At 65.3% G+C, this 26,165-nt stretch carries 23 protein-coding genes and 2 pseudogenes; 12 read left to right on the top strand and 13 right to left on the bottom strand.

Annotated features, from left to right (window positions below):
• The first annotated feature begins 17 nt into the window (after positions 1-17).
• Positions 18-167: a hypothetical protein gene (locus tag ACQP1O_RS20655; protein ID WP_433567389.1), complete on the top strand. Its 150-nt coding sequence runs from the start codon at positions 18-20 to the stop codon at positions 165-167.
• Here the strand turns inward: ACQP1O_RS20655 and ACQP1O_RS20650 are convergent.
• Positions 157-330 (bottom strand): CsbD family protein, encoded by a 174-nt coding sequence (locus ACQP1O_RS20650; protein ID WP_433567388.1) that lies wholly within the window; start codon positions 328-330, stop codon positions 157-159. The genes ACQP1O_RS20655 and ACQP1O_RS20650 overlap by 11 nt on opposite strands.
• Before the next feature lie 204 nt (positions 331-534).
• Positions 535-1,476, bottom strand: a complete 942-nt coding sequence (locus ACQP1O_RS20645; RefSeq protein WP_433567387.1) for a hemerythrin domain-containing protein — start codon at positions 1,474-1,476, stop codon at positions 535-537.
• 268 nt (positions 1,477-1,744) lie between these two features.
• Between ACQP1O_RS20645 and ACQP1O_RS20640 the strand changes: the two genes are divergently transcribed.
• Complete coding sequence (locus ACQP1O_RS20640) at positions 1,745-2,206, top strand: SRPBCC family protein (RefSeq protein ID WP_433567386.1); 462 nt, start codon at positions 1,745-1,747, stop codon at positions 2,204-2,206.
• A 428-nt stretch (positions 2,207-2,634) separates the two neighbouring features.
• Here ACQP1O_RS20640 and ACQP1O_RS20635 read toward each other — a convergent pair whose 3' ends face one another.
• Positions 2,635-2,919, bottom strand: a complete 285-nt coding sequence (locus tag ACQP1O_RS20635) for a hypothetical protein (protein ID WP_433567385.1) — start codon at positions 2,917-2,919, stop codon at positions 2,635-2,637.
• Between the two features lie 451 nt (positions 2,920-3,370).
• Between ACQP1O_RS20635 and ACQP1O_RS20630 the strand changes: the two genes are divergently transcribed.
• From ACQP1O_RS20630 to ACQP1O_RS20620, 3 genes are all read left to right on the top strand, one after another.
• Complete coding sequence (locus tag ACQP1O_RS20630; RefSeq protein WP_433567384.1) at positions 3,371-3,811, top strand: EF-hand domain-containing protein; 441 nt, start codon at positions 3,371-3,373, stop codon at positions 3,809-3,811.
• A gap of 85 nt (positions 3,812-3,896) precedes the next feature.
• The gene (locus tag ACQP1O_RS20625) at positions 3,897-4,052 is read left to right on the top strand and encodes a hypothetical protein (RefSeq protein ID WP_433567383.1); all 156 of its coding nucleotides are present in this window, start codon (positions 3,897-3,899) and stop codon (positions 4,050-4,052) included.
• 273 nt (positions 4,053-4,325) lie between these two features.
• Positions 4,326-4,748, top strand: coding sequence for a hypothetical protein (locus ACQP1O_RS20620; RefSeq protein WP_433567382.1), 423 nt, complete (start codon positions 4,326-4,328; stop codon positions 4,746-4,748).
• A 150-nt stretch (positions 4,749-4,898) separates the two neighbouring features.
• Here ACQP1O_RS20620 and ACQP1O_RS20615 read toward each other — a convergent pair whose 3' ends face one another.
• The gene (locus tag ACQP1O_RS20615) at positions 4,899-5,717 is read right to left on the bottom strand and encodes an MBL fold metallo-hydrolase (protein WP_433567381.1); all 819 of its coding nucleotides are present in this window, start codon (positions 5,715-5,717) and stop codon (positions 4,899-4,901) included.
• A 110-nt stretch (positions 5,718-5,827) separates the two neighbouring features.
• On the opposite strand from ACQP1O_RS20615, the gene ACQP1O_RS20610 reads away from it, so the two are divergent.
• Complete coding sequence (locus tag ACQP1O_RS20610; RefSeq protein WP_433567380.1) at positions 5,828-6,436, top strand: helix-turn-helix domain-containing protein; 609 nt, start codon at positions 5,828-5,830, stop codon at positions 6,434-6,436.
• A 231-nt stretch (positions 6,437-6,667) separates the two neighbouring features.
• Here ACQP1O_RS20610 and ACQP1O_RS20605 read toward each other — a convergent pair whose 3' ends face one another.
• From ACQP1O_RS20605 to ACQP1O_RS20585, 5 genes and pseudogenes are all read right to left on the bottom strand, one after another.
• Positions 6,668-6,862, bottom strand: a complete 195-nt coding sequence (locus ACQP1O_RS20605; RefSeq protein WP_433567379.1) for a hypothetical protein — start codon at positions 6,860-6,862, stop codon at positions 6,668-6,670.
• A gap of 430 nt (positions 6,863-7,292) precedes the next feature.
• Positions 7,293-7,504 (bottom strand): annotated as a pseudogene (locus ACQP1O_RS20600) (IS3 family transposase); the annotation flags it as partial.
• 182 nt (positions 7,505-7,686) lie between these two features.
• Positions 7,687-7,992 carry a hypothetical protein gene (locus tag ACQP1O_RS20595; protein WP_433567378.1) on the bottom strand — a complete coding sequence of 102 codons (306 nt, stop codon included), beginning with the start codon at positions 7,990-7,992 and terminating at the stop codon, positions 7,687-7,689.
• 89 nt (positions 7,993-8,081) lie between these two features.
• Positions 8,082-8,585 carry a Zn-ribbon domain-containing OB-fold protein gene (locus ACQP1O_RS20590; RefSeq protein ID WP_433567377.1) on the bottom strand — a complete coding sequence of 168 codons (504 nt, stop codon included), beginning with the start codon at positions 8,583-8,585 and terminating at the stop codon, positions 8,082-8,084.
• Between the two features lie 224 nt (positions 8,586-8,809).
• Entirely contained in the window at positions 8,810-9,109 is a 300-nt protein-coding gene (locus ACQP1O_RS20585; RefSeq protein ID WP_433567376.1) for a hypothetical protein, read from the bottom strand.
• Between the two features lie 390 nt (positions 9,110-9,499).
• Here ACQP1O_RS20585 and ACQP1O_RS20580 point away from each other — a divergent pair, with 390 nt between their 5' ends.
• From ACQP1O_RS20580 to ACQP1O_RS20570, 3 genes are all read left to right on the top strand, one after another.
• On the top strand, positions 9,500-10,504 hold the full coding sequence (locus tag ACQP1O_RS20580) for a LysR substrate-binding domain-containing protein (protein ID WP_433567375.1): 1,005 nt from the start codon (positions 9,500-9,502) through the stop codon (positions 10,502-10,504).
• Positions 10,505-11,050: 546 nt separating this feature from the next.
• The gene (locus tag ACQP1O_RS20575) at positions 11,051-14,353 is read left to right on the top strand and encodes a protein kinase domain-containing protein (RefSeq protein WP_433567374.1); all 3,303 of its coding nucleotides are present in this window, start codon (positions 11,051-11,053) and stop codon (positions 14,351-14,353) included.
• A 154-nt stretch (positions 14,354-14,507) separates the two neighbouring features.
• Complete coding sequence (locus ACQP1O_RS20570; RefSeq protein ID WP_433567373.1) at positions 14,508-17,750, top strand: protein kinase domain-containing protein; 3,243 nt, start codon at positions 14,508-14,510, stop codon at positions 17,748-17,750.
• 100 nt (positions 17,751-17,850) lie between these two features.
• Here ACQP1O_RS20570 and ACQP1O_RS20565 read toward each other — a convergent pair whose 3' ends face one another.
• The 3 genes from ACQP1O_RS20565 to ACQP1O_RS20555 form a co-directional block, all read right to left on the bottom strand.
• Complete coding sequence (locus tag ACQP1O_RS20565) at positions 17,851-19,338, bottom strand: purine-cytosine permease family protein (RefSeq protein WP_433567372.1); 1,488 nt, start codon at positions 19,336-19,338, stop codon at positions 17,851-17,853.
• Between the two features lie 66 nt (positions 19,339-19,404).
• Entirely contained in the window at positions 19,405-19,800 is a 396-nt protein-coding gene (locus tag ACQP1O_RS20560) for a hypothetical protein (RefSeq protein WP_433567371.1), read from the bottom strand.
• Between the two features lie 7 nt (positions 19,801-19,807).
• On the bottom strand, positions 19,808-21,448 hold the full coding sequence (locus ACQP1O_RS20555) for a GMC family oxidoreductase (RefSeq protein ID WP_433567370.1): 1,641 nt from the start codon (positions 21,446-21,448) through the stop codon (positions 19,808-19,810).
• An 822-nt stretch (positions 21,449-22,270) separates the two neighbouring features.
• Here ACQP1O_RS20555 and ACQP1O_RS20550 point away from each other — a divergent pair.
• From ACQP1O_RS20550 to ACQP1O_RS20540, 3 genes are all read left to right on the top strand, one after another.
• Positions 22,271-23,176 carry an alpha/beta hydrolase gene (locus ACQP1O_RS20550; protein ID WP_433567369.1) on the top strand — a complete coding sequence of 302 codons (906 nt, stop codon included), beginning with the start codon at positions 22,271-22,273 and terminating at the stop codon, positions 23,174-23,176.
• A gap of 820 nt (positions 23,177-23,996) precedes the next feature.
• Positions 23,997-24,128 carry a hypothetical protein gene (locus ACQP1O_RS20545; RefSeq protein WP_433567368.1) on the top strand — a complete coding sequence of 44 codons (132 nt, stop codon included), beginning with the start codon at positions 23,997-23,999 and terminating at the stop codon, positions 24,126-24,128.
• Positions 24,129-24,496: 368 nt separating this feature from the next.
• A complete protein-coding gene (locus ACQP1O_RS20540) occupies positions 24,497-24,826 on the top strand; it encodes a hypothetical protein (protein WP_433567367.1) in 330 nt (109 codons plus the stop codon).
• A gap of 1,127 nt (positions 24,827-25,953) precedes the next feature.
• Here the strand turns inward: ACQP1O_RS20540 and ACQP1O_RS20535 are convergent.
• Positions 25,954-26,076: pseudogene (locus ACQP1O_RS20535) on the bottom strand (IS701 family transposase); the annotation flags it as partial.
• Positions 26,077-26,165: the final 89 nt, after the last annotated feature.

Raw genomic sequence — 26,165 nt, 5'->3', positions numbered from 1 at the left:
ACGATCAGGAGCAACCCATGTCGAAAGCAGAAGAGACCGGCCAATACACCGGCACTCAGGACAAGGACCACAACCTCATCTGGTTCACCCAGACGTGCCTGAGCAACGCGCTGCGAATGGGAGTTCGCCGCACCTCGATCGCCGATGTCGACCCGGTCACCGCTTGAAGGCGTCCTTGACCTTCTCTCCTGCGGACTTCAGGTCGGACTTCACCTGGTCGGTCTTGCCCTTCTGTTCGCGTTGGGGGTCTCCTGTAAGTTGGCCGGCCTTCTCCTTGGCCTTGCCACTGAGTTGCTGAGCCTTGTTCTTGGTCTTGTCCGTTGTACTCATGGCTTTCTCCTTCCGTGCGGCCCTGTCCGGCCGCGGTGGACATCACATGCGGCACTTCGTCCGCCCACACATGACATGACCGCATTACCCGAGGCCACCGTGATCACTCGCTACCCGCTACATGACGGGAGTCACGCCGATGTCCATTCGGTCGATTTGTTCCCGGCTGAGGTTGCTGGGCGTGTGATTCCCTGCCGATCTCGGTCATCCCTCGGATTGGGTCCGCCAATCACGCACAGCGTCACGAATCCGATCGAACAAGGCCAGTGGCGGCCCGAACACCAAATTGGCTGTCGCGGATTCCCCTGCCTGCGGATGCGGGCGAGTCGGCGCAACAGCTTCGGCGACCCGCACCGCGGTGGCCAGACGAGCGCTGTCTTGCCCGGACAGGCTCCTGCGCAGCTGATCGAATTCCTCCTTCTCCTCCATCTCGGCGTGTTCGATCACAGATGCCGCGAAGTCCTGGAACTTGCCCGCGAACCGGTCATCAGTGACACCGAGTTCATAGAGTTCGGCCAGCACATGCTTGGCCTCCTCCTCTTCATGGAGCCGATCGTCGACGACCTCCCCGGCGACCTTGGCGCGCCGCGACGCCGGATGCACGACCTGTTCCTCAGCGCTCTCGTGCACGGCCAGTAAGCGAACCAGGTTCTCGAAAGGCTGCCGCTTGGCCTCTCCTGAGGCCCCTTCGACCTGCTGCAGCAGGGTTTTGATCTGCGTGTGCTGTTGCTGCAGCAGCGCAATGACATCGTCCTGCTCAGTCGATGTGTCTCTCTCCTCCGATTCCGCGGCTGATCGAGCCTGCCCGCCCTTTCGACCTGCCTCATGGGGGTCGGCTGCATTGGCTTCACCGAAACTGCCGCTGCTGGCTTTGCCGCCCTTGCTCGCTTGCTGCTCGGTATCGGAGCGGTTGCCGAACTGACCGGGATTGTTGGGATCTGGCATCACGATTCCTCCTTCGAGTTCAGGGATTTCATATTGCGGGCGATCCTCTCGCAGCCCACATCCCTCGCCTACCCGAGTTGTCCCGCCACAATCGGTCGCCCGGAAAAAGGACTCGAAGCGGCGCAGATCCACGACACGCGCCGGTCCGGCGGAATCGCCAACGCGCGATCCGATCCGATCCGGAATCTGCTGGTCGCGCACCGGCTGGACGATGTTTGGTGCAGGAGAATCCCCCGCCCGCACCGTCGCCGGAGGATGTCCGCACCGTCGATGGTGCTGCGCGCCCAAAACCGGTTCCTCTCCGAACCCGCGGAGCCTTTGCCCGACATGCCAAGCGCGGCAACCTGATCCCGAGGACAACCGGCAGCACACGAATCACACGGGTAATGCCGTGCCGGCGCGTCTTGGTTTCCCTTCGATCGGGCCGGGTAGGCGGCCAGTGGAAACACACGACCGAGGGAGGTACCAAATGAGCACAGTCACCGCGTCCACCAACGTGAATGCCCCGTTGCGCACCGTCTACGACCAGTGGACTCAGTTCGAGTCCTTCCCGCAATTCATGGACGGAGTACAGAAGATCGACCAACTCGGACCGACACACACCCACTGGAAGATCAAGATCGGGCCGGTGGAACGCGAATTCGACGCGACCATCACCGAACAGCATCCCGACGAGCGCGTCGCCTGGCATTCCGACAGCGGGCCCTGCCACGCCGGAGTGGTGACTTTCCACCGCATCGACGACAACACCACCCGCGTCATCACCCAAATGGACATCGACCCGGAGGGGTTCGTGGAGAACATGGCCGACAAGACCGGGCTCCTGGACCACCGGGTCAAGGGCGACCTGCGGCGGTTCAAGGAGTTCATCGAAAACCAGCCGCACGCGACCGGTGCGTGGCGCGGGGAAGTGCCCCGGCCGGGGCAGTGATTCCCGCACCGCGGCAGCGGGATTCGCGAACGGCCGTGTGCCGCGTGAAAGCTCAGACCCTCGTGCCGGGCGACGGATCCGCTCAGACCCCGGATCGGCGAAGGCCCGCAACATCTTCCGGATCGGTGCCCAGAGCCCGGCGCGCTGCTCGGTCGCTGAACGACGGCGCGTTCGGGGGCGCAGGTCGGCGAGAGAGACGAGATCATCTCGGATGCGGCGCACGGAATCCGGCGCCGCAACCGCGACTTGCGCGTTGTACCGCGTTGCTGAATAAGGACGCCGCTGGATTGCGCACGGCCACCGACCGCGCCGTCGAACACCTCGATACCGACGTGGTGTGTGCGCACCGGCGGCACCTGGTCCCTCGATACCCGGTGGCGACTGGGTGCACGCCCTCATCGGCGCGCAACCCGCAGCGCAGCCAGGCCTCAGATCTCGTCGTACCAGTAGGTGCGATGTGAGAGGCGTTCCGCGAACGATTCCACCCATGCGGACGCCTCCGAGTCCTCGGCTGTCTCGGATGCGCTTATCGGCATGTCAGGGCTACCTTCGCGTCCATCCGGCTCCACTGCGCCAGAGCGGGCCTGCAACGCCAGGACACGCACGCCCCATGAGACGTACGCCTCCATGCTCATCCCGGCGCCCTCGGCAGCATCGTTCAACACGAGCCAGTCATCCTCGCCCACTGTCACCACAATGTCCCTGCTCGCCATATCGAGCAACGGTAGACCTGCCCGCCCGTGGCGCCACCACGCGCGACGATGCCTCGGCGATCCGTTCCTGCGCGAAGAGCACCGGCCAGGGTGTGGCGCTGGCGGCCGGAGCCTCGTCCGGTGCAGAACGGGCCCGTCCTTGCCTGACCGAGCATCTGCAGGGCATCCGAGCCGGCGCATCACATCGGCCGGTGCGCAGCGGGTGTCGGCACGAGCACGATGCGAAATCCGTACAAAAGCCACTTGCATACGTCGGGTGGTCGATACGCTGAGACTGCCAGTTCCAGCGTGAACATTTATGAGATCCCCACCCGAGTCCATCACGCGATCTCGCGGATCGCGTGTATCGCGGAGCACCGGTTCGGGCAATCGCCTCGCGCTTCGGCCTACGGCGGTCCATGCCGGAGATTCTGTTGGCCCAATGCAGTTGAGCAGAAGGGTGATGACAGCTATGACCGCACGGGAGCCCATCAACGAAGACGCCACTGATATCGATGAGTCGGCGTTCGGGCTGTTCGACACCGACGGAGACGGACTGATCTCGGCCACCGATATCACCACCGCAGTACGGGGCATGGGGCTGGAGATCAGCGATGAGGATGCGGTCGCGTTCGTGGCCGCCGCAGACGCCGACGGGAATGGGTTGATCTCGGAGTCGGAGTTCGACGCGGTGCGAGTGCGGGAAGTGTTGCCCGAGGGCGTCGACCTTGTCGAAGATGCCTTCGCCGCCTTCGATTCCGACGGGGACGGCTTCATCTCGGTCAGCGAATTGGAAGCGGCGGCGGTGTTCGCCGGGTTCGATTCCGCCGATGCGTCGGCCCTGATCGAGTCCATCGACAGCGACAGGGACGCCAAACTGACGCTCGAGGAATTCTCCGCGCTTTTCGCCTGACCGCGTTCGTGGTGGATGAGGTCACGGTAGTACTCGTGGAAAACAACTGATTGGACGTCGAACACGCGCTCATCAGTGTCGCGAAGTGGTCAACACACTGCAGACCGAGGAGCCGGGCTTCGCCGACCTCACCGCGCACCTGCAGGCTGACGTCGTGGACCTGCTGACCCGCCACAAACGAACCGCCACACTCGGCCGCCACTCCGGTACGGCCCGCCATCCCCATCGGATCGCCCCCTGATCGAATGAGCTGCGCCGACTATCCGCCGCAGGGGTAGACGACATCGCCCACCGCCCGACCGGCGCATTCCGCCCAAAGGGCGGTGATTAGCGGACCCGCCAGCGGGTAGAGGACCGATGTCGGTGCTCATGCGGACCCGAGCCGAGAACACCGATACGGCGTGTTGCTCGCCCACCCTGCCCGGACATGCGCGCTCCTGGCGCGCACACCGGGGGCGGGCAACACCCACCGACAACTCCCGAGCATCCGAGAGACGCAGATCAGGAGCAGAGCATGGGCACGAGTGGGCTCACCGGCGAGATCGGAAAACCCTTCACCATCGACCCCAGCCCAGAACAGGTCACCATCGCACCGGGCGGGCCTCCGGTACGCGTGGGTGTACGCGTGACGCCCACGGGAAAAGCCGGGGCCGGCCAGGTACGCGTCGTCGTCGGTGTCAGCCCCGAATCGGGCCTGACCTTCACACACAGCCAGCTGACGGTCAACGACGGGACCAGCTATCCCGCGGGCGCCGACTCTCGCGAGGATGTCCTGTCCTTCGAGACCGTCACCATCGACTCCGAGGTGAATCCAGAGCTGTCCGTCGAGGTGACGGCCGGCGAGCAGGCACCGCAAGAACCCACTGCCGTCTCGTTCGCAGTCGGCCTGACCTCCTGCGCGGTACCCGTCACGATCGCGACCCCCACCGACGAATGACTCGGCGCCACAGTGAGAGGCGGGCGGCCAACCCCAACCTTGATCAACTTCTACGCGCCCGGTGAGCGCCTGATCGGCTCGACCACGTTCCGGACGAGCTTGCCCTCCTTGGCCGCCATCGCGAGCGCGGCCCGTAGCCGACCGGCTCGATCAGCCGATCGGTGGTGCGAGGTAGTCCAGCGCATAACCATTGCCGGAGGGGGTTACGCGGGCGATGCCGGGTGAGTCGAGGTGGGCGCCGGCCACGAAGTGGTGTGGTTGGGCCAGTTGTTCGAGGAGGGCCGCTCGCGCGGCGCGGGCCTGGGACTGGTCGCCGTCGAGCTCCCAGGACACGTTCGGCTGATCGAATTGGAGCGTGGGAACGTGAACGGTGTCGCCCCAGACGAGAAGGTGGCCGGTGCCGCTCCTGACGTCGTAGACCGTGTGACCGGGTGTGTGGCCCGGCGTCGGGATCGCAGTGGTCCAGTCGTTGATCGCGACCTTCTCCGACACGGGTACGACCCGGTCGCGGATCGGCTCGAGCCGCCCCGTGAACACCGAGGTGTCGCCCGCACCGATCCACACGCGCTCGAGTTTGGGGAACGCCTCTGAACCGTCCGGTGCGATCAGGCCGCTCACGTGGTCTTCGTGCTTGTGGGTGATGGCCACATCGGTGACATGCGCGCGATCGATTCCCGCTTCGTCGAGCGCGTCGTAGATCAACCCCATGGTGGGGTCGTGCCAGGCGTTGGACGCGCCGGTGTCGATGAGAACCGACCGCGTGCCGTCTGTGACGAAGAAGGCGTTCACCGACAGCCGCAAGTTGTCGCCGGCCAGCGGCACGGCGGCCGGCAGCTCATCGAGCGTGCGCCCATCCTCGTCGCGGAGCCGTGTCGGCGGCATGTCGATGTACCCATCTCGCAACGAGATCACCTGCAGATCACCGAATTCGAACGTGGCATGGTGCTGGCCACTCGAGATCAAACGCATGGAACCTCCGTCGTGTTGGCGCATATCGCGTGTCTCCTATAGAAGACTTCATCTTCTATAGGAGAAACATACACTGTGGGCGGCGAGATACCCAGCGATCGAGGAGCACGGTGGTCGAGCAAGACGGAAACGCGACCGAACCACAGCACGGTGACCACCTGGCCGGCGCGTTCGGCGGTAACGTGCGGCGACGCCGCGAGGAGGCGGGCCTGACGCTGGAGCAGCTGTCCACACAGTCGTCGGTCAGCCGGGCGATGCTGTCCAAGGTCGAACGCGGTGAGAAGAGCCCGACGATCGGCGTCGCGTCCAGGATCGCCCACGCGCTCGACGCGTCGCTCTCGGACCTGATCGGTGGGGCAGCCGGTGCCGCGTCCGGTGTGGCCGTTGTCATGCGCAAGAACGATCGCCCCGTTTTCCGTGACCCGGAAACCGGCTTCGAGCGGCACATGGTGTCAGCGGCCCCGGGCGCGGGAGGAGCCGAGATGGTCGTCCACTACCTCCCCGCACAGGTCTCTACCGGGCTGCTGCCCGCGTATCCGCCGGGTACCGAGAAACAACTCGTGGTGCTCGAAGGCACCCTCACCGTCGCGATCGGCGGGATCAACGAGACGCTGAACCCAGGCGACTCCCTGTTCTTCCAGGCCGACGCGGACCACGGCTTCGCCAACCGAACGAACGCTCCCTGCGAATACATCATGGTCATCTCGCGCAGAACCTGATCGGCCGCAGCCATCGCCCAAGAGCACGACGGAGAACGCAAGATCGTCCGAGCAGAAGCCACCCGGTTAGGCCTATGGCGCAGCCAGGATGCTCGAAACAGACTCGAACCCCTGACCTCATCAACGTCCCGATCGCCGCGGCCGAATCCCTGTCCGGTCCCGGCGCACCCGGCGATTGTCAGGTCCACTGGGGCGAGAACTACCGATGTGTGCCGATCGAGCCAGTTCTGGTCATGTGGGTGCGGGTGGTTCACCGGCGGGGTGCATGACCGCGTGCCACCACGATTCGAGCCGACTCGGTTCCGGCCAGCGCACCACCGGCACGTCGTCATCGGAATCGCTGGTGATGGTGGGTGGCGTCGGATGCCGCTTGCCCGTCCGGCGAGCGAGCCTGCCGCCGCGTGGTTCGCGTGGGGTTGCTGTCATGGCGCACCTCCGAATCCCTGCCCGGCGCCCGGTCTCACCGGGCGGGCTGGAATTCTCAACTCGCGGCGGCGGTGTACGCCGAGGTCGACCGCGCGCGAGGAAAGCCACGAAGGCCCAGGGACAGCAATGTCGAGGGGTCTGCGCCACCGCAGAAGGGGCCGACGTGCGCCATAGTAGGCAATCAAGGTCACCGACAGGCTACGTTCGAGCCGATTCCCTACACCCCGAACGATTCGAGGGCGGTTCTGGCGCGGTCTGCGCCACTGTCTCGAGCCAATCCTTTCCGGCTCGCACCCTCCCCACCGCAGCTGGGGCAGTGTCGGGATCGCTGGCCACCGATTCGAGTCGCCGGGAACCACCAGCGGTGTCGACCCACCGTCGGTCGGACTTCGCCGCGAATACCATCGCCACGAACAACAGGTGAGGCCGCGGCCGCCCGTTGACGTTCCGGGTCTAGGTGTTTCCAGTCGCGATCTCCTTCGACACCGCCTTCTCCAGCTCCACTTCGGCCGGCAGCCGTTTCCGGGTGGTGCTCTCCCGCTCGAGGCTTTCGAGCTTCTTCGCGTTGTCGGCTTTCAGGCCGCCGACCCGGTTGCGCCACCGGTAGTAGGTCGCCTCGGTGACCTGAAGGATCCGGTAGACGAAAATCAACATCATCACCGCCGGCATCAGCGCCGCGTCGAATATCGCGACCGGAGTCCGGGCGATGTGCTTCAAGTTGCGGCGCAGCATGAATCGACGAATCGGCCGGCAACGCAGAAATGGTGCTCATTGTTCGGCAGCCTCCGTGGTGGCGTACCCGGTCGGACGGGCCGCCGAGCAAATCACCGACAGTGCGGCCACGGGCGGACCTCCTGCACTGCGGCTTCGGCACGAACCTCGAGGATCGCGAGGAGGACCATGCGGCACACTGACATGCCCGACAGGTGTCCGGGGAGCGTGAGCACGGTGTGGGCCCTGGCCCGTCGGCATTCCTGAACGAGATCGACGAACGCCGGGGGCAGTATCGCGTTCTGTGGTGCCGGCTCGTGGAATACGGTACCCAGCGCATATCCGAGTGATCTGGCGGCGGCTCGCAGTATTTTGTCGCTGGAATTCGGGTCGCGGTTACCCAGCAGATCGTCGCGCACGTATCCGTAGGCAAGCGGCAATAAAGCAGTCATCGAAGCATCGCAGTCATCGAAGCATCCGGATTCCCGGTCGGCGGGCCACGAGAGGTTTACCTCCGGCAGCCGGAAAGGTGTGTGGCCGGCTCGGCCATCGTGGATGCGTCGCCGGCATCGCGTTGATCGTGTGATCGCACGATCGCGCGATCAGTCGCAATCGGGGCGCGCGACACACGCCAGAACGCCGGCTGCCGCGGATCGGCGTCGACTTTGAAGACCGGAAACCCGTCGTGGCGGGGGCTCGGCTGGAAGTGCACACGCACCGACCCGGTGTAGATCAGCGGGACTTCACCTTCGATGGAGGTGTAGACCCATGGACCCTCGTCGAGTTCGACTATGGCAATAGTCAACGGCGTCGACTCGCCGTGCGGATCACTCGCGCGATACATCACCCGCCAGGACACGATCGAACCAGCGCCCGACGAGGGCACCCACTCGAGATCGTCGGACGCGCAGGCGGAACATGCGGCGGTCAGCGGCGCGAAGAGCTTATCGCAGGCCGCGCAACGCCGGATCGTCAACGTTTCCTCGACACAACGGGCGCTGTCGTCGCTCACGTGCTCTGCCTGCCGGGCATTCGGTGGAAACATGAAACCTCCGTGGGACGGTGCCGGTCGATTTCGGTTCAGCATCGTCTTTCCGGAGTACTTCCACGACGGTCGAATGACCTGGGGGCATACCTATCTTGCTCGAGCGGAGGTTCGTCGGCGCACACGTAACAGCTGGTCGTTCCACGGATCACGCGGTACTGAACCCCGCACGCGGCGGACCGGCGCTCAGTTCAGCTGCTGGTCATTCCGGGCAGCCGACCGACCATCTCCACAACATGATCCGCGACGATCCTGATCAGTACCGGTCGCTCCACCGGCAGCCCGCCGTCGAGCCACACCACAATCAGCTCCGCCGCACCGCTGGTGATCAACAGGGCCAGGGCGGTCAGCGCGGTGTCGTCGCCCGCCGGAATATCGAGCAACACACGGGTCTGCTCGATGAGCAGCGCCGCCAGCTGAAAACTGTCACTCGCACAGCGCAGTCGTTGATACGCAACACGATCGCGACCGCCGATTCGATCACGACGCACATGACACCTCCGCAGTGCCAACAGACGCCGAGAAAGTGGTCACCGGGACCGAAACCGGACCGGCCTGCAGCGACCAGTCAGCTCAGGATCCGCAATATCTCCGTACGCGATCGGTGGAACGACCTGGTGTGACGTGTGTGCCAACAAAGCCGCGCCCGAGCAAAATAGGTATGCGCCCAGGTCATTCGCCCATCGCGGCAGTACTCCGGACAGGCAATGCTGAACCGAAATCCATCGGCACTGTCCCACGGAGGTTTCATGTCCACGCCGAATGCCCGGCACACAGAGGGTGTCAGCGACGACAGCGCTGACCCGGACCGCTGCGAAATTGCCGACCATTCACTGGATAGCCGCCGAAACAACCCATTCCGGACGTCTGACCAGCAGAGAATGCCCCGCACCGAAGTTCGCTGTCGACAGTTGCAGTACTTCATCGCGGTCGCGGAGGAATTGAGTTTCACCCGGGCCGCCAAGCGGCTGCACCTGTCGCAGCAGGGCCTCAGCACACAGATCAAACAGCTCGAGCGCGAAATGGATGTCACGCTGTTCTCGCGGACAACCCGGCAGGTCGAGCTCACGGCGGCCGGGACGGCATTTCTGCGACATGTCCGGGACGCATTGACCAGCTTGAACTCCGGGCTCGACGAGGCTCGGGCGATCCATCGCGGTGAGCACGACCGACTGGTGCTGGGCTGTCTCGAGGGGGCGGCCCTGACCTTGACCGAGCCGATTCTGGCCGCATTCCGGGAGCGCCATCCCGAGGTCAGCCTCGAGTTGAGTCACTTCACCTACGAGACCCCGTCGGCGGGCCTGGCGAGCGGACAGGTGGATGTCGCCATCGTGCGCCGGCCGTTCAGGGACACCGGGCTGCGGTTCCAGCATCTGTTCCGGCAGCCGCTGATGGTGATGCTGCCCACGAGCCACCGCCTGGCGGACCGCGATGAGGTCGCGGTGGAGGAGCTGCTGGATGAACCGATCCTCTCCTCGGCGGCGACCGACCCGATCTGGAATGCCTTCTGGCAGTTGGACTCCCATCGTGGCGGCCGCCCGGCACCGGTGGCTTGCCGCACGAAGACGCTACTGGAGGAATTGCAGCAGGTGGCCACCGGAGCCGCCATCGCGATGACCGTGCCGTGCGCCGCCTGGATCAAATTTCCCGGCGTCCGGCTGGTCCCGGTGACCGACGCGGTCCCGAACGAGGTCGCCGTGAGCTGGCGCGCCGGGAACGAGAACGCCCTGGTGCGCTCCTTCGTCGACGTCGCACGCCATGTCCGCGAAGCGAATCCCGGCCTGCTCGCCCGGCTCGAGTCACCCCGCCGCCGCGCCCAGCAACACGCCCCGCGTCCGCCGCGATATCCGCTTGACCGTCCCTTCGAGGCTCACGTATCCGGCTGAGCAGTATCGCGCCTACGATCAGCAATTTCTCCTCGTCGATCATCCTTCACAACTGAATTCAGTTCCTTTCCGTTTGTGTCATAACGTTTTCCGGTGCGAGCGCGAGCTAATTCCGAAACACATGAAGGCACGGCGGTGCCGAGTCATTCGACAGGACTCGGCACCGCCTTTGCGTACGAGAACCTCACCCGCACAAAAAGGCCCGGAATCTGTTGGTTCCGGGCCTCTGCCCCATAGCCCCGAGCGATGGGATTCCGGGCTCGCCCCTCGGCGGCCGACCGAGAGCCGACTCCGATAGGGCCACCTCTCCTGGGCATTTCCGAACAGCGGGCCTCGATCGAGGCTCGCCGCCCGTGTACTGATGGTCGGGATATGTTGCGGTCCAATGAGAAACGCGGAACCGCGTGTCATGAAGCTGTCCATCCACCGAGCAACTTCATAAGGGGTTCCGCGCCGGATGAGTGCGTGCCGTGCCCGCCATCCCCGAACGCCCAACATACCGGGCAGCGCGATACTCTGGCCTACGTCACGAAGCGGGACCAGCGTATGGGCCAAACCGACCCTCCGGAAACTCAGCGCGCCGTGGGCCGAGAGATCACGGTGCAACTGGCAGCTTCCGGATTCGCGAATGCCCAGGAGGTCGGGAGCGGCGGCCTCGGCATCGTGTATCGCTGCACCCAGACCGCGTTGGATCGGATTGTGGCGGTAAAGGTTCTGACCGCACACCTCGAGGAAGAGAACCAGAAGCGGTTCGTCCGGGAGCAGCGGGCGATGGACCGGCTGACCGGGCATCAAAACATCGTCGGGGTTTTGCAGGCGGGCATCACCGCGTCGGGTCTGCCGTATTGGGTGATGCCCTACTACCCTCTGGGTTCCCTCGACGCCAGAGTCGTTCGTCATGGTCCGTTGTCGGTGGAGGAGACATCGCGCGTGGGCGTACAGATTGCCGGGGCGTTGGAGACCGCACACCGGCTCGGCATCCTCCACCGGGACATAAAACCCGGCAACATCCTGATCGGCGATTACGGCGAGTCGGCACTGACCGATTTCGGGATCGCGCGCATTGCCGGCGGATTTCGCACCACCGCTGGGACGGTAACGGGTTCACCGGCCTTCACCGCGCCTGAGGTGCTGGCGGGTGACGAGCCGACTGCGGCGGCGGACGTCTACAGCCTCGGCGCGACCTGCTTCGCCGCGCTGACCGGGCATGCGGCGTTCGAGCGGCGCAGCGGCGAGCAGGTGGTGGCCCAATTCCGGCGAATCATCGGGCAACCGACGCCGATCCTGCGTGAGTATGGCATCGATGAGGACATCTCGACCGCCATCGAATGTGCCATGGCCCGCGATCTTGAGCAGCGGCCTTCCGCGGCAGCATTGGGCGAGCGGCTGCAACAACTGCAGGCCGGACGCGGGTGGCCGGTCGAGGGGATGGCAGTGCGGGCCGCACCGGGTGCCGAGAGCCAGGAAAGCACCCCGGGTCCGTCGATTGCACTGGACATCGGCCGCTCGCGAGTGTCACCCGCGTCGTCCGGTTCGCTGGTCGACGCGAATGTTTCTCGTCCGCTGGAGCTGACGAGTTTTGTCGGCCGGCGCGCCGAACTGATCGATGCCAAGAGTCTATTGACGAGCTCGCGGCTGGTGACATTGACCGGGATCGGCGGGGTGGGCAAGACGCGACTGGCGTTGCGGGTCATGGCAGATGCGCAACGCAACGCTCCACACGCAGTGTCGCTGGTCCAGCTCGCGGAGCTGCAAGACGATGTGCTGATGCCCGGGGTGATCGCCGCCGCTGTCGGGTTGCGGCCACAAGCGCAGCCGGTACTCGATGCGCTGATTCGATACCTGGCGCCGAAGCATTTGCTGCTGGTACTCGACAACTGCGAGCACATCGTCGACGCGGCAGCAACGATTGCTGAGACATTGCTCATGGCGTGCCCCCAACTACGGATTCTCGCCACCAGCCGCGAGCCCCTGAACATAGGCGGGGAAGCGGTGCTGCGGGTGCAGCCACTGACGGTTCCCGCCCCGGATCGGGAACTGTCACTGCGGGGCGTGGACCGCTACGACGCCGACGCCGTCACGCTGTTCGTTGAGCGGGCCGCTGCCGTCGTCCCCGGATTTGCGCTCACAGAAGACAACGTCGCCACCGTCACCGAGATCTGTCGTCAGCTCGACGGGCTGCCGTTGGCGATCGAGTTGGCGGCGGCTCGATTGCGGACGCTGTCTCCTCAGCAGATCCTGCAGCGGCTCACCGATCGGTATGCGTTCCTCACCCGCGGCGCCCGCAGCTCCCCCGGCCGCCAGCAGACCCTCAGATGGTGCATCGACTGGAGTTATTCGCTGTGCACCCCGGCCGAGCAAATGCTCTGGGCACGAATGTCGGTGTTCGCCGGCAGCTTCGAACTCGACGCCGTCGAATATGTGTGCCGAGACGACCTCGGGGCGGTAAACATCGTGGACGTACTCACCACCCTGGTCGACAAGTCCATTCTGATCCGGGAGGAGCTGGGTTCGCTGGTGCGATTCCGGTTGCTCGAGACGGTCCTCGAATACGGCCGCGAGAAGCTCGCAGAGGCCCGCCGGTACACGGAGTCGCGACACCGACACCTGGATTGGTATCGACAGCTCGCCGAGCGCGCCGAGGCCGACTGGATCAGTCCGCGCCAGCTCGACTGGATCTCGCGTCTCGACTGCGAACAACCGAACCTGCGCGAGGCACTGGACTTCTGCCTGACCGGCACCGAGGCGGAATCCGATGCCGCACTGTCGCTTTCGGCAGCCCTGCAACTGTTCTGGTTCTCCCGCGGTCAGCTCGCCGAGGCACGGCACTGGCTCGACCGCGCACTCGCCGGCGGACCCACTACCGCGACGGCGCTACGCGCCAAGGCACTGTGGCGCGCCACCATCGTGACCATCTCCCAGAACGATCTGGCGGCGGCGGCCGCACTGGTCGTGCAGGCGCGGGCCCTCGCGGAACGGACCGGGCATCCGATCGTGCACGCGTTCACCGATCTCGCCAAGGGTCTGCACGCGGTCCGCAGCGGCGACGATCCGTCGCGAGCACGCGCCCCCTTGGAGACCGCCCTCGCGTCATTCACTGCGCAGGGCGACGTCTACGGCCAGATCTGGGCCCTGCTCGGACTCGGCTGGGTGCACGAATTCCGGGAGGACAGCGCTGCAGCCCTCTCGTACCACGAGCAGACCCTCGCGATCACCGAGTTCCACGGCGACGCTGTATATCGGTCCTATGCCTTGTGCGACACCGCGGTTGCCGTGTGGCGCCAGGGTGATCGCGACAGGGCTCTGCGGCTTCTGCGGGCGGGACTGCGGCTGATCGGGCAGCTGAAAGACCCGTTCATGGCCGCGATAGCCCTGGAAACACTGGCCTGGGTTGTCGGAGCGCAGGGCAGCGCGCGGCGCGCAGCCGTGTTGCTGGGTGCCGCGCGAGGCCTGTCTCGCACGGTTGGCGGTTCCGCTGTGCTGTATCCGGACTTTCTGATCCAGCACGAGGCCTGCAAACAAGCCGCTCGCCACACCCTGGGCCAGCCATCCTTCGACACCGCCTACCGCACAGGCGCCGCACTGGATCTCGACGCCGCGATCGACTATGCACTGGAAGGGCAATCGAAGGCCGCTGCTGCTGGTCGGTCGAACTTGACCAGTCGGGAGCGGGAAGTGGCCGACCTCGTCGCAGACGGCCTGACCAACAGGGCCATTGCTGCCCGGCTGAGCATTTCCCCGCGGACCGCCGGCGGACACGTCGAACACATCCTGACCAAACTCGGATTCACTTCGCGCGCCCAGATCGCCGGATGGGTGGCCCAGCAGAACCAACCAGCACACAGTTGAGGGCGGAGCGTTCCGATTCGGTGAACATGGGCCTGGCCAGGGTTCAGCGCGTTCCGCGTGTTCCATGGATGCCAGCGCCTGATCGGGTCCTCTCCCCAGCACAGCGGACTATTATTGGGTGTTCCCGGGGGGGTGTGAATCGCAGGTGACCCACATGGTCGAGCATGATCTCCTCAGAACCCAGCGGGATGTGGCGGCGCCACCGGTCGCGGAGCTGAGTTCCGTGGGGTTCGAGGATGCCGAGGAGATCGGGCGGGGCGGGTTCGGCGTGGTCTGCCGCTGCATCCAGCGCGACCTGGATCGCGTCGTCGCGGTGAAGGTGCTCACCACTGCTGAACCGGACGAGGAAAGCAGAGCGCGATTTCTGCGGGAGCAACGCGCGATGGGGCGACTGACCGGCCACCCGAACATCGTCGGGGTCCTGCAGATCGGCGAGATCTCGCCTGGGAGACCGTATTTGGTGATGCAGTGCCACGAGCGCGGATCCCTCGAGGACCGGATCCGCAGGGACGGTCCTCTTGCTGTGCCCGAGGTGCTGCGGCTGGGGATCAAGTTGGCCGGGGCGCTCGAGACGGCGCACCGGCTCGGTATCGTGCATCGCGACATCAAACCGGCCAATGTCCTGTTCACCGAATACGGGGAGCCGGCGTTGTGCGATTTCGGCGTCGCCCATATCGCCGGCGGATTCGAGACCAAGGCTGGAACGGTCACGGCGTCGCCGGCTTTTGCTGCTCCCGAGGTCCTCGAGGGCCATCCGCCCAGTGTGGCGTCGGACGTGTACGGACTGGGCGCCACGTTGTTCTGCGCGCTCACCGGACATGCCGCCTTCGAACGCCGGAGTGGGGAACAGGTCGTTTCGCAGTTTCTCCGGATCACCACCGAATCGGTGCCGGATCTGCGCACGGGCGGGATCCCCGACGACGTGTGCGCGGCAATCGAGACCGCGATGGACCGCGATCCGTCGCAGCGCCCCTCCGCCATCGCCCTCGGTAAGCAGCTGCGACGGATCCAGCACGACCATGGCTACCCCGTCGATGAGATGACCATCCGCGGTGAATCCGACAACGTGCAGGAAGAGCACGTACCGACACCGGGACGGCGTCGTCGCAGGCGGGATACGGGTGTCCTTCCGTTGGAACTGACAAGCTTCGTCGGTCGCAGGGCACAACTGTCCGAGGTGAAGAAGGCGCTGTCGGAATCGCGCCTGGTTACCCTGACGGGCATCGGTGGGGTCGGCAAGACGCGGCTCGCGGCGCGGGCGGCGAGCAAGTTGGGCCGCAGTTACGCAGACGGGGTGCGTCTGGTCCTGTTCGGCGACATCGACGACCCAGAGTTGGTGGACGACATCGTGGCTACTTCCGTGGGCGTGCGGAACCCGGCCGGCAGACCGACGAGGGAGGTACTGGTCGAGTTTCTGTCGACACGCAAGCTTTTGCTGGTGCTCGACAACTGCGAGCACCTGGTGGAGGCGGTCGCGGTCCTCGCGGAGTCGCTACTGCGTGCATGCGTGGATCTGTCGATCCTGGCCACCAGCCGCGAGGTCCTCGGCATCGGCGGCGAATCCGTGTTGCCGGTGACGCCACTGGGTTTTCCGGATCCGTCCAGCGTGCCCACGCTGGCAGAAACGTCCCAATACGATGCGGTGAAATTGTTCGTCGAACGAGCGGCGGCGGCGGTACCCGGGTTCGAGCTGACTCGGGACAACCGGCTTGCCGTAGCCCGGATCTGTGCCCGGCTGGACGGGTTGCCGTTGGCGATCGAGCTGGCCACGGCCCGGCTGCGCGTACTGTCCGTTGATCAGATCCTCGAACGGCTCGACGACCGGTACACCCTGCTCACAGCGGGAAGTCGGGATGTCCCGACTCGCCAGCAGACTCTGTGGTGGTGCATCGGCTGGAGTTACGACCTGTGCACACCATGCGAACAGCAGCTGTGGTCGCGACTGTCGATCTTCGCTCACGGCTTCGAACTCGACGCAGCCGAAGAGGTGTGCGGCACCGCCACACCCGACCCCGACCTGCTCGACGCATTGTTCGCGTTGGTGGAGAAGTCGATCCTGATCCGGGAGGAATCCGGTGGCGCGGTCAGGTTTCGGATGCTCGATACAGTGCAGAACTACGGCAGGAGAAAGCTCGAGGAGGCAGGCGAGGACCGGGAGATCGGTCGCCGGCATCAGGATTGGTACGAGCGGTTGGCGTTCGACTCGGAGGCCGAGTGGATCAGTCCTCGCCAACTCGAGTGGGATTCTCGCCTGAAGCAGGAACTGCCGAATCTGCGCAAGGCAATGGAGTTCGACGAGGCCGGTGCCGGCGGCATGAGGATCGCAGCAGCTCTGTTTTCGTTCTGGTACATGGGTGGCCGAATCACCGAGGGCCGCAGTTGGCTCGACCGAACTCTGGCCCGCTCCGTCGTTGGAGAAGGTCGAGATCGCGCCAAGGCGATCTACTCGGCCGGGATGCTTGCCGCGGCTCAGGCGGACCTGGCCGCGGCGACAGCGCGGGTGGCAGAACTCAGAGGGCTGGCCAGGCAGATGGCCGGCCCGGAGATCGCCACCTGGGTGGCAGTTGCGGACGGTTACACCGCGCTTGTCAGCGACGATCTCGGCCATGCAGTCGCCCGCCTGGAGGAGGCCCGAGAACTGGTCGAAGGCTGTAGTGATCCCGTATTGCGCATGGACTCTTCCCTGTTGCTGGGGTGGGCATACCTACTCGGTGGGGATCTCCAGCGCGCGGTCGCCTGTCACGAGCAGGCGCTGGCATTCGCGGACTCTCGCGGAGGAGAGACGTCCTTCCGCTCCTGGCTGTTGTGGGCAATGGGTACGGCCGTCTGGAGGCAGGGTGCGCTCGACCGAGCCACGGACCTGTTGAAGGAGAGCCTTCGTCATGCTCGCTCGGTGGATGATCCACTCATCGCTGCGACCAGTTTGGAAGCTCTCGCATGGATCGCTTCCGATCGCGACGACGTCCGCCGCGCCTCTGTGTTGATGGGTGCTGCCGAAGCGCTGGGCCGGGCCGCAGGGAGTTCCTCCATCCTGTTCCCCAACCTGGCCACCCATCACGAAGAATGCGAGCGCCGCGCACAGGAGACTCTCGGCACACGAGAATTCGAAAAAGCCCGGAAGAAGGGCGGTGCGATGAGTTTCGCCACGGCCGCTGCTTTCGGCCTGGGAGAAGACGCCCCATCGCTCGCCGACCGGGCGGCGTCGACCCTCACCAAACGTGAGCAGCAGATCGCCGATCTGGTAGCCGAAGGCCTCACCAACAGCGCAATCGCTGGTCGATTGATGATCTCGCGGCGCACTGCGGAGGGGCACGTCGAGCACATCCTGACGAAGCTGGGTTTCACCTCGCGGGCCCAGATCGCGAGGTGGGTTGGAGCAGGTGCGGGATCACCCTGAGTTCACACGATCCATGTTCGGGCGCTGCGTCCCGTCGGCCGGCGACGCATCGGAGGGGGACGCCGAACGGCGAATCGCCCAATTTCAGTTGATGCCATGATCATTCACCTGTGCTTTCTGCGCGCGGTCCGGCGCCCGTAGACAGGTTCTTCGTTTCGGTCTGCTGCACCGCCGAGGCATCGAGTGCGGCCGAACGATTCCTGCGACGGGCAAAAGCTGTGGCTGTGAAGTAGTAGAGCGGTGAAACGACAGCCAATCCGACGATGAGCGAGATATCTGTGTTGCCAAGCATTTTGGCGATCGGTCCGATGAAGGCGGTTCCGATGACCATGAACGGCAGTTGTACCGCGACACCGATGAGGTAGCAGCTGACCGCAGGCCAGTTGACCCGGCCGTAGCGACCGCCGTCGCGCTTGTAGAAATCCTCGACGACGTAGTCCCCGTGCCGGACCAGGTAGTAGTCCACCAGATTCACGGCGGTCCACGGGACCAGCGAAGCCAGCAGCAGAACCAGGAAGTTCTTGTAGGTGGCGACGAAGTCGCTGCCACCGGTGAGCGCGACACTCGAGGCCAGCGCGCACAGTCCGGTGGCGATCAGAGCACGTTCGCGGCCGCGTGGATTGAAGCGCGGAAAGATCGTCTGCGCAATCGTGATCGTGCACAGCGTGCCGCAGTACAGGTTCATCGCATTCGTAGCGGCGACTCCGATGCTGAAGACCACAACCACCACGATGCTGATCCCCGCGGTGGCCCGGGTCAGGCCGACAACCGGGTCGGTGTGTGGGAGCAGCAATCCGACGCCTGCGCCGAGGAACATCGGCAGGATCGAGCCGATGCTGGTGCCCCAGTAGCTCATCCAGAATGCCGGCCTCGGACCCGTCTTTGCCGGCATATAGCGCGAATAGTCGGAAACGTATGGGGCATAGGCGATCTGCCACACCGCACACGCCCCGAAGGTGCTCATGAAGCCGGCCGACGTCGTGGTGCCCGTGCTGAAGAAGTGAGCGGGCACCGAGTGGACAACGAACGCCCAGACGAACGCCATCAGCAGAACCAGCCCCGACGCCCACGTCATGATGCGCGCGTAGGCGTGGATCAGGGTGTAACCCCAGATGGCCGCGCAGACGCTGATCGCCGCGAGCACCACGATGCCGGCCCTACCGCTGAGGAAGGGTATGGCCGACGCGAGGGACTCCCCGCCGAAGACAAGAATCGAGATGAAGAACCCGAGGTACATGCAGACGACGACTCCGACGATGAGAATCGATCCCAGCGAACCGAATTGGCCCTTGGTCTGCACCATCTGCGGAACACCCAGCCGCGGCCCCTGAGCAGAGTGCAACGCCATGAAGATCGCACCGAAGAGGTTTCCTGCGATGATCGCCAGCGCGGCCGACCAGGCGGGCTGCCCGAAGCGGGTCGTCGACAACGCTCCGGTGACGACCGCCAGGATCATGATGTTGGTTCCGAACCAGATCGTGAACATGTCCCGGTTGCGCCCGTGGCGCCGGTCGGCGGGGATCGGTTGGATAGTGGCCGATTCGATGGTGGAGACGGATTCTTCACGCCCGCCGTGATTTTCACTCACTGGTGTTGCCTTTCGCAGGACCTCGGGGCGGTGTGGCGAATGTGGTTTCGGCCGCGACGGGCTCGATCAGCGGATGACGAAGCCGCGCTCGACAACGTCGGCGAGAAGATCGACGTAGGAATCCATGTCATCGCGGGCCGGACGCGGGGCCGCGTCATAGGGCATGGCGGCCTTCACGGCGGGACTGAGGAAGTACGCGCCTGCCGTCAGCACCGTCAGCGCCTCGAACTGGTCGGGCCTGTCCGCGGCGAGCTCATCGAGAGCGGCTTCGGGGTCCTTGCCCGTGCACGAGGCAACGGCGGCGGCGAATGCCTCTGCGATATCGGGCCGGTAGCCGAGAACCTGGTCGAGCAACGCGTCGGGTACTCCGGCGACGCTCGCCGAGGGCATGGAGCCCGACGCGGGAATCAGTGTGTCGGCGAGAAGCGCGAAGGTGCGGCGCTGGTCGAAATCGAGCATCATGCTGTCCTTAGAACGCGGTCTGGATGCTGTGGCGGGTTTCGGCAAGATGCCGCATCGAGCGCAGGGCGATCGCCATGATGGTCGCGGTCGGGTTCACGCCCGTGGAGGTGACGAAGACACTGCCGTCGATGATGAACAAGTTGGGTACGTCGTGTGCCCGACCCCACTGATCGACAACGGACGTGGCGGGGTCGGTGCCCATGGTGGCCGTGCCGAGCAGATGCCAGGCACTGTGGCGTACCACCGGGATCGGGTGGACTTCGACAGCCCCTGCGGCCTGATGCGCCTCGATCGCCCGCTCCACGTTGAATTCGAGCATCCGCTCACAGTTCTCACCGATCGTGTAGCGGATTTTCGCGGCCGGGATCCCGTCGGAGTCGGTGACGTCCGGGTCGAGCACCACCGCGTTGCGCTCGTCGGGCAGGTCTTCGGTGGTGATCCCCCATTCGGTGTCGCGCCCGAACGTGCGGTCGAGGCGGCGGTGGAAAGCGGGTCCGAAAACCCCACGCCAGTCCTGGCCCCGCTCCCACAGGGTGTGGGCGAGCGGGCCACCGGTCGGCATCAGGTTCCACTTCGCTCCCCGCACGAAACCGCGGTCGGTGTCGGTCTCGTAGAACTGCATCGACTGCAGCGCCTGTCCTGCCGGGCCGAGCCACGATTCGAGCTCTTCGTCGTAGACGCCGAATACCGAGGCGTACGGGTGCGTCATCAGACGCTTGCCCACCAGCCCGGAAGAGTTGGCGAGGCCGTCGGGGAAAAGCGACGAGGTCGAGTTCAGCAGCAGGCGCGGTGTTCCTACACCGTTCGCGGCCATCACGGTCACCCGGGCCGCCTGGTGGTGCAGGTTCCCGTCGCGGTCGATGTACTCGGCGCCGGTGACAAGGCCGCGGTCGTTCACGGTGAGCCGGCTGACCCGGGCACCGGTGATCAGTACCGCACCCAGTGTGATCGCGTCACGCCAGTGTGTGAGGTCGGTGCTGGCCTTGGCTCCGGTCGGGCATCCGGATTCACACGCGCCGTAGCGCAGACAGGCCGGGCGGTTCTTGAAGTTGCGCGACGCGATGGCATTCGGCGCCGGCCACCAGTGCCAGCCCAGCTTGTCCATCCCTTTGGCCGCGACCACGCCGTATCTACCGATCGGCAGCGGCGGCAGCGGAAAGGTGTGCCGATCCGGATAGGCAGGGTCGCCTTCCAGCCCAGACGCGCCGATATGGTCGGTGACCTCGTCGTAGAACGGTCGCAGATCCTCATAGCCGAACGGCCAGTCCTCGGCCACGCCGTCGAGTGTCCTCACCCGGAAGTCCGACGGCATCGCGCGAACCCAGTGCCCGGAGAACATGATCGTGCTGCCGCCTACGCCGTTGAACATCAACGGTTCGACCGGGCTCTCGGTCGCATCGACCGGATAGTCGGCCGGGTTCTGCCGCACATTCGGGCTGGAGTTCCACTGCTTCAGACGGGTGAGTTCCCACGACGGTTTGTCGCCGGTGAAATCGTCGGGCAGGTTCCAGTCTCCCTGCTCCAGACACACGACCTCGAGGCCTCTGCCGGCCAACTCGAGTGCTGCCACCCCGCCGGACGCTCCGGCGCCCACGATGAGGACGTCGACTCCTTCGGCGGTGTCGTAGTCGATGTGCTGTGTGTTCATCGGCTGTGCTCCTGGTCGGCTCAGCCCCAGCCGAAGCCGGTCGCACCCATGGGTCCTTCCCTGGATCGGGGAGTCACGAGCAATGATGCGTGGGTCACATCTCGCCCGCCAGCATCGATCCGCAACAAACCGGCGAACCTGTCTTGTGCAAACACACAAGGAGATGAAAATGCACACGCGACGCGACGTCGTGGCGGCAGATCACCGAAGCGCACCGCCGTGAACCGGGCCGGATACACGGTGAACCGATCCAGCCCTCGGTCACCGAGTTCGCTGTGCCGGGGCCGCTGTGCCGGCTCGAAGAGGTCCACAACCAGATCGCCGCAGGACGAGCACGATCGACAGGTCAGGAGGCGGATGCCTCAGCTCGACCGGACATCTGTCACTGTCTCCCCGTGATCGTCGGGCAGTGGCCGCGGACCACATCCCAGCACGAAGCCGGTGGCGGCACCCTGCGCAACCTCCACGCCACCGATCCGTACCGTGACGGCCGATATGGGTATGCCTGCGGGTATTTCTGCCGGTGTGCGCCGACGTCTGCTCGTTGAGGATTGCCCGGTGTCAGTTGGAGGCCGTGCTGCTGAAGGATCGATGTTGCGCCATGCAGGAAACCGGGGTCGTGGACCCGTCCAGTGCTGTTCGAGGTGTGCCCAGCGCTCGGTTGGCGTTGGTGTCGGGGCCGGATGCGAGTCGTCTTCGGTCGAGCCGGACCTGCAGGTAGCAGCGTCGACGCTGACGATCCGGCGCTCGTACCGGGCCAGTCTGGGCACCAGGATTGCCGATCCGCTGCTGCGTGGCACGGTCGGGCTCGGGTTGGCGACGTTGACCCGTGTTGCCGACCACCCTCGATTCGGGCACCTGTTGGGGCTGGGCGGCTTGCTCGATCTTCCGGCCGCGGCGCTGGCTGCTCCCAAGGGCACCCAGCGGCGCACGGTGCGGTTCGAGAAGTTCCGGGCGGAATGGTTGTGGCACGACGATCGTGATCCGCGGCAACGGCAGGACTCGGCGTTGCTGTATTTCCACGGCGGCGGGTTCATCTGCGGCGGGTTGAACACTCACCGGCGTATGGTCGCCAAGATCGCGCAGGCCAGCGCGATGCCCGCGTTCAGTGTCGATTATCGGCAGTTGCCCAAGGCGCATCTGAGCGAAACGCTCGACGACGCGGTCGACTCGTATCGGTATCTGCTCGAGCAGGGCTTCGCGGCCGAGCGCATCATCGTCTGCGGTGACTCGGCCGGCGGCGGGCTCGCTTTCCGGCTCGCGCTGGCCACGCGTGAGCGCGGGCTGCCGATGCCCGGCGGCATCTCCGCGATCGCACCGTGGGCCGATCTGGACTCGACCGTGCGCGAGGCCCACCCGAATCGGCATCTCGATTCCTATATCCCGGCCCGGGCTCTGGAGCTCATCGCACGCCGCGGCTTTGCCGCCGACGGAGAACTCGACCCTGCCTGGTCACCGGTCAACAGTGATTTCACCGGCCTGCCACCGGTCCTGATCCAGGTCGGCTCCACCGAATGCCTGCTACCCGACTCGCAGATGCTGGCCCGCCGCTGCGCCGAAGCCCGGGTACCGACACTGCTGCAGATCTGGGACCGCGCCTCCCACGTCCACCACCTCGGCGCGGACCTGCTCTCGGATGCCCGCGCCGCGATCGATCACCTCGGGCAGTTCCACCAGCAGCTGATGACCGGCCCGATCTCATCGACCGCACTTCCCGACGCCGGCTGAATGCGTTGCCGGTGGACGATCGACGTTGTCGGTATGCCGCGATGTGCGGGTGGGGTGGTCACGCCGAAACGCTGCGCGACCAGTTGGGCGATTCGCTCGCCCGTCACCTCGTCTCCGGCGATCTCGACCGGCGCCGTACCCGGCTCCCGTCGCGCGAGTAGGGCCGCGGCCGCCTTGCCGATATCCCGCACCGAAATCATCTGCAGCGGACCATCTCCCGGCATCGGCAGCCGGACGATCAGCTCGGCGCCTTCGCGGGCGATCGTCCCCGCCAGGTTTCTCCATGAAGAATGTCGGCCGGATGATGTTCACGGGAACCGAGCCGATCAGGAATTCCTCGATGGGTCCCTTGCTCTCGAAGTGCGGGACGCCGGTATTTCGCCCAGCGCCGCCGACCGAGCTGAAGACCAGGAACGGCAGCCCTGCTCTGGAAGGTTCGCCGGCGCAGCAATGATCCTGGTCGGCACGTTGAGTGTGGCCCCGTGAGCCCCAGGGCACTCACCGAGTGACTTTGTGGCGCAAGACCTTTGCTGCGGCCACACGCGCTGTCATGAACCGGAGTCCGTGCCTGCGATCCGCATGGTGGAGGCCCTCGGTTTCTCGGGTCACCGGATCGGCCGGTGCGGCTGTCCGTTCGCGTTCACTGGTGACGACCCGGTACCGGCCGGCTGCGGGTGTCGAGGTCCTGGCGGGCGGCGGCGAGCAGCTGGTCGGAGGGCCCGCCACCACCGCACCGAGCTCGGCCCACGGAAACTCGATGAACAGGTCCGCACAGTGGGTCTGAGCGACGATTTCCTCCCTACCGTTGCGGCCAGACGCCGTGTCAACGGGCACCGACGCGACCATCCAGGAGTGCGGCGGCGCGATGTACGCGCTGCAGTGGAGTCACACCGAGCCGCCGGGCCCCATAGCACAGCACGGGAGAGACGTCCAGGACGGCTTCGCGTTCTGAGTATGTCGCGCGCTCGCGTTGGCGCGACACCTCGCTCGGGAACGCCGGATCGCCGTCATGCCGGCGGGTGCCCGAGCGTGCCGTTCAGCTCGAGGTCGCGCCGTGCCGGGATCGGAGGTCCGCTACGAGATCTCCTCCGCCACAGGCCGATACGCGGCACCGCGGAAAAAGCAATCGAATATGATCATCGAATTCACCGGCCGAATGAAGATCAAATAGCGTCATCTCGGCAAAATATGCTGTTTGCTCATTGTTAACGGTGATTATTCGCACAATCACAGGGGTGGATTTGCAGATTTCTTCTTCATAACATTGTGATGTGCGCCGTGATGGCGTCGTTATCTGTCTGTGAAAGGAAGACTCCATACATGCTCTCCCGTAAGATCGTTGCCGCCGCCACCCTCTCTGCCGCCGCTCTGTTCCTCGGCCCGGTCGCGGCGGCCTCCGCCGCCGGCTCCCCCGCTGCTGGCTCCCCCGCCACCGGCCTGGGCGCTGGTTCGGCTGGCGCGTCCTCGGGTTCGGCTGGCTCGTCCTCGGGTTCGGCCGGCTCGTCCTCGGGTTCGGCCGGCTCGTCCTCGGGTTCCGCCATGCTCGACTCCGGCAGCTCCGCGCTCGACGGCGGCACCCACGCCATGGTCAACATCCTCGATCTGATCACCGGCGTCAACAACCTGAGCAATCCCAAGCCCGCCTCCTGATCCGGGGTGCGAGACTGGTAAGGGCTCGTATCCAAGTGGTCTGAATTCGCCTGCTGGGTGAGCGCGAAAACCGCTGAGAGCAGCGGTCGCTGCCACTTGTCGCGACCGTCCTTCCCGTCGAGGGTACCCGCTCAGAAGAAGTAGGAAGTAGCTGCGGGGATTGCCCCGCAGCTGCATAAGGGCGTCGGCCGTCGTCGACGCCGGCCGTGTGTCCGGGCGTCGGCGGTAGCGGGTCCGGGCACCACCGCACCGAACTCGACCCACGCAAACTCGATGAACAGGCCCGGACAGTGGGTGTGGCCGAGGACGATTTCCTCACCCTTGTCGAACCATTTCAGGACGACGCACTTTTCGCGGCGGGCGACGCTGACCTGGGCTTTGTGGTGGATGATGTCGCATCGGAGTAGCCGAAGTAGCCGATCCTGACATCCTGCGGATCGTCCTTGCCGAGTAGCGGTGCCGACAGGTGCTTGCAGCGGCCGTCCCACTCCTCGAAGAACGCCGGGACCCAGGCCCGGTTGAACTATCGGTAGTACTCGCCGTCAGGCCCGCATTGCTTTGTCCGGTTGTCGATCCGGACCGTTGACGGTGTCGGCCTTGTAACCAGCTCCATGCCCAGGGCGGGGTCGGCGAGCTCGATATGCAGCGGTCGGTTGCGACTCACCGAATAACGACTGCCGGATCTTCGTCAACGCGAACAGCGCGCCTCCAGCCGGAGACAACCGCGCCATCATCACATGCCGCCGAGCCGACTCGAAGCGCTCCTCGGCGATAGCTCGAGATTCACTCACCCCCTCAGCATCCGTACCCGCACCGGCATTGAGGCCGCTGTCAGACCGCGGTTGGTCAATCAGCGCGGCGTATTTGACAGGCGCAGGTCTTCCAGGTGCCTCCGGCGGCCGTTTTCGTTGCCGGCGCGAGCCGGCCCATCGCCCAGTCCCGCCGGCTCGCACTGCTGCGCACAGGGTGATGTGCGCGTACCAGGCCAGGTAGGTTCTCCCTCTGGTAGGGGTCGAGTCCGGTTTCGCCTTTGCTCGTTGAAACGCCTCCGCGACATGCCAACGCGACCCGGCGGGAGTTCTTCGGCCCGTAGCAGACGTAGTAGGCGAGCTCGCCGAGGTCTGTGATCGAGCGGCGCGCCAACAGCCAGTGCGTTGCACCCCAGCCGATTTCGTTCCCTTCTTCAGGAACCCGGTCTGGTCAGCGGCCAGCACCGCGTCACGGTCGCCGAGGTGTTCGACCACATAGTCCGCGCACGCCGTCGGCATCCCGATCGGCCGCCGCTCCGTCAACGAATCCAGCTCGCCCACAACACGATCCACCACCACACACCAGAGCT

It is taken from the genome of Nocardia sp. CA-151230 (genome assembly GCF_050942175.1).
Lineage (GTDB): Bacteria > Actinomycetota > Actinomycetes > Mycobacteriales > Mycobacteriaceae > Nocardia.
Note: the sequence above shows the minus strand (reverse complement) of the source record. Positions and strands in the feature narration are given on the sequence as shown.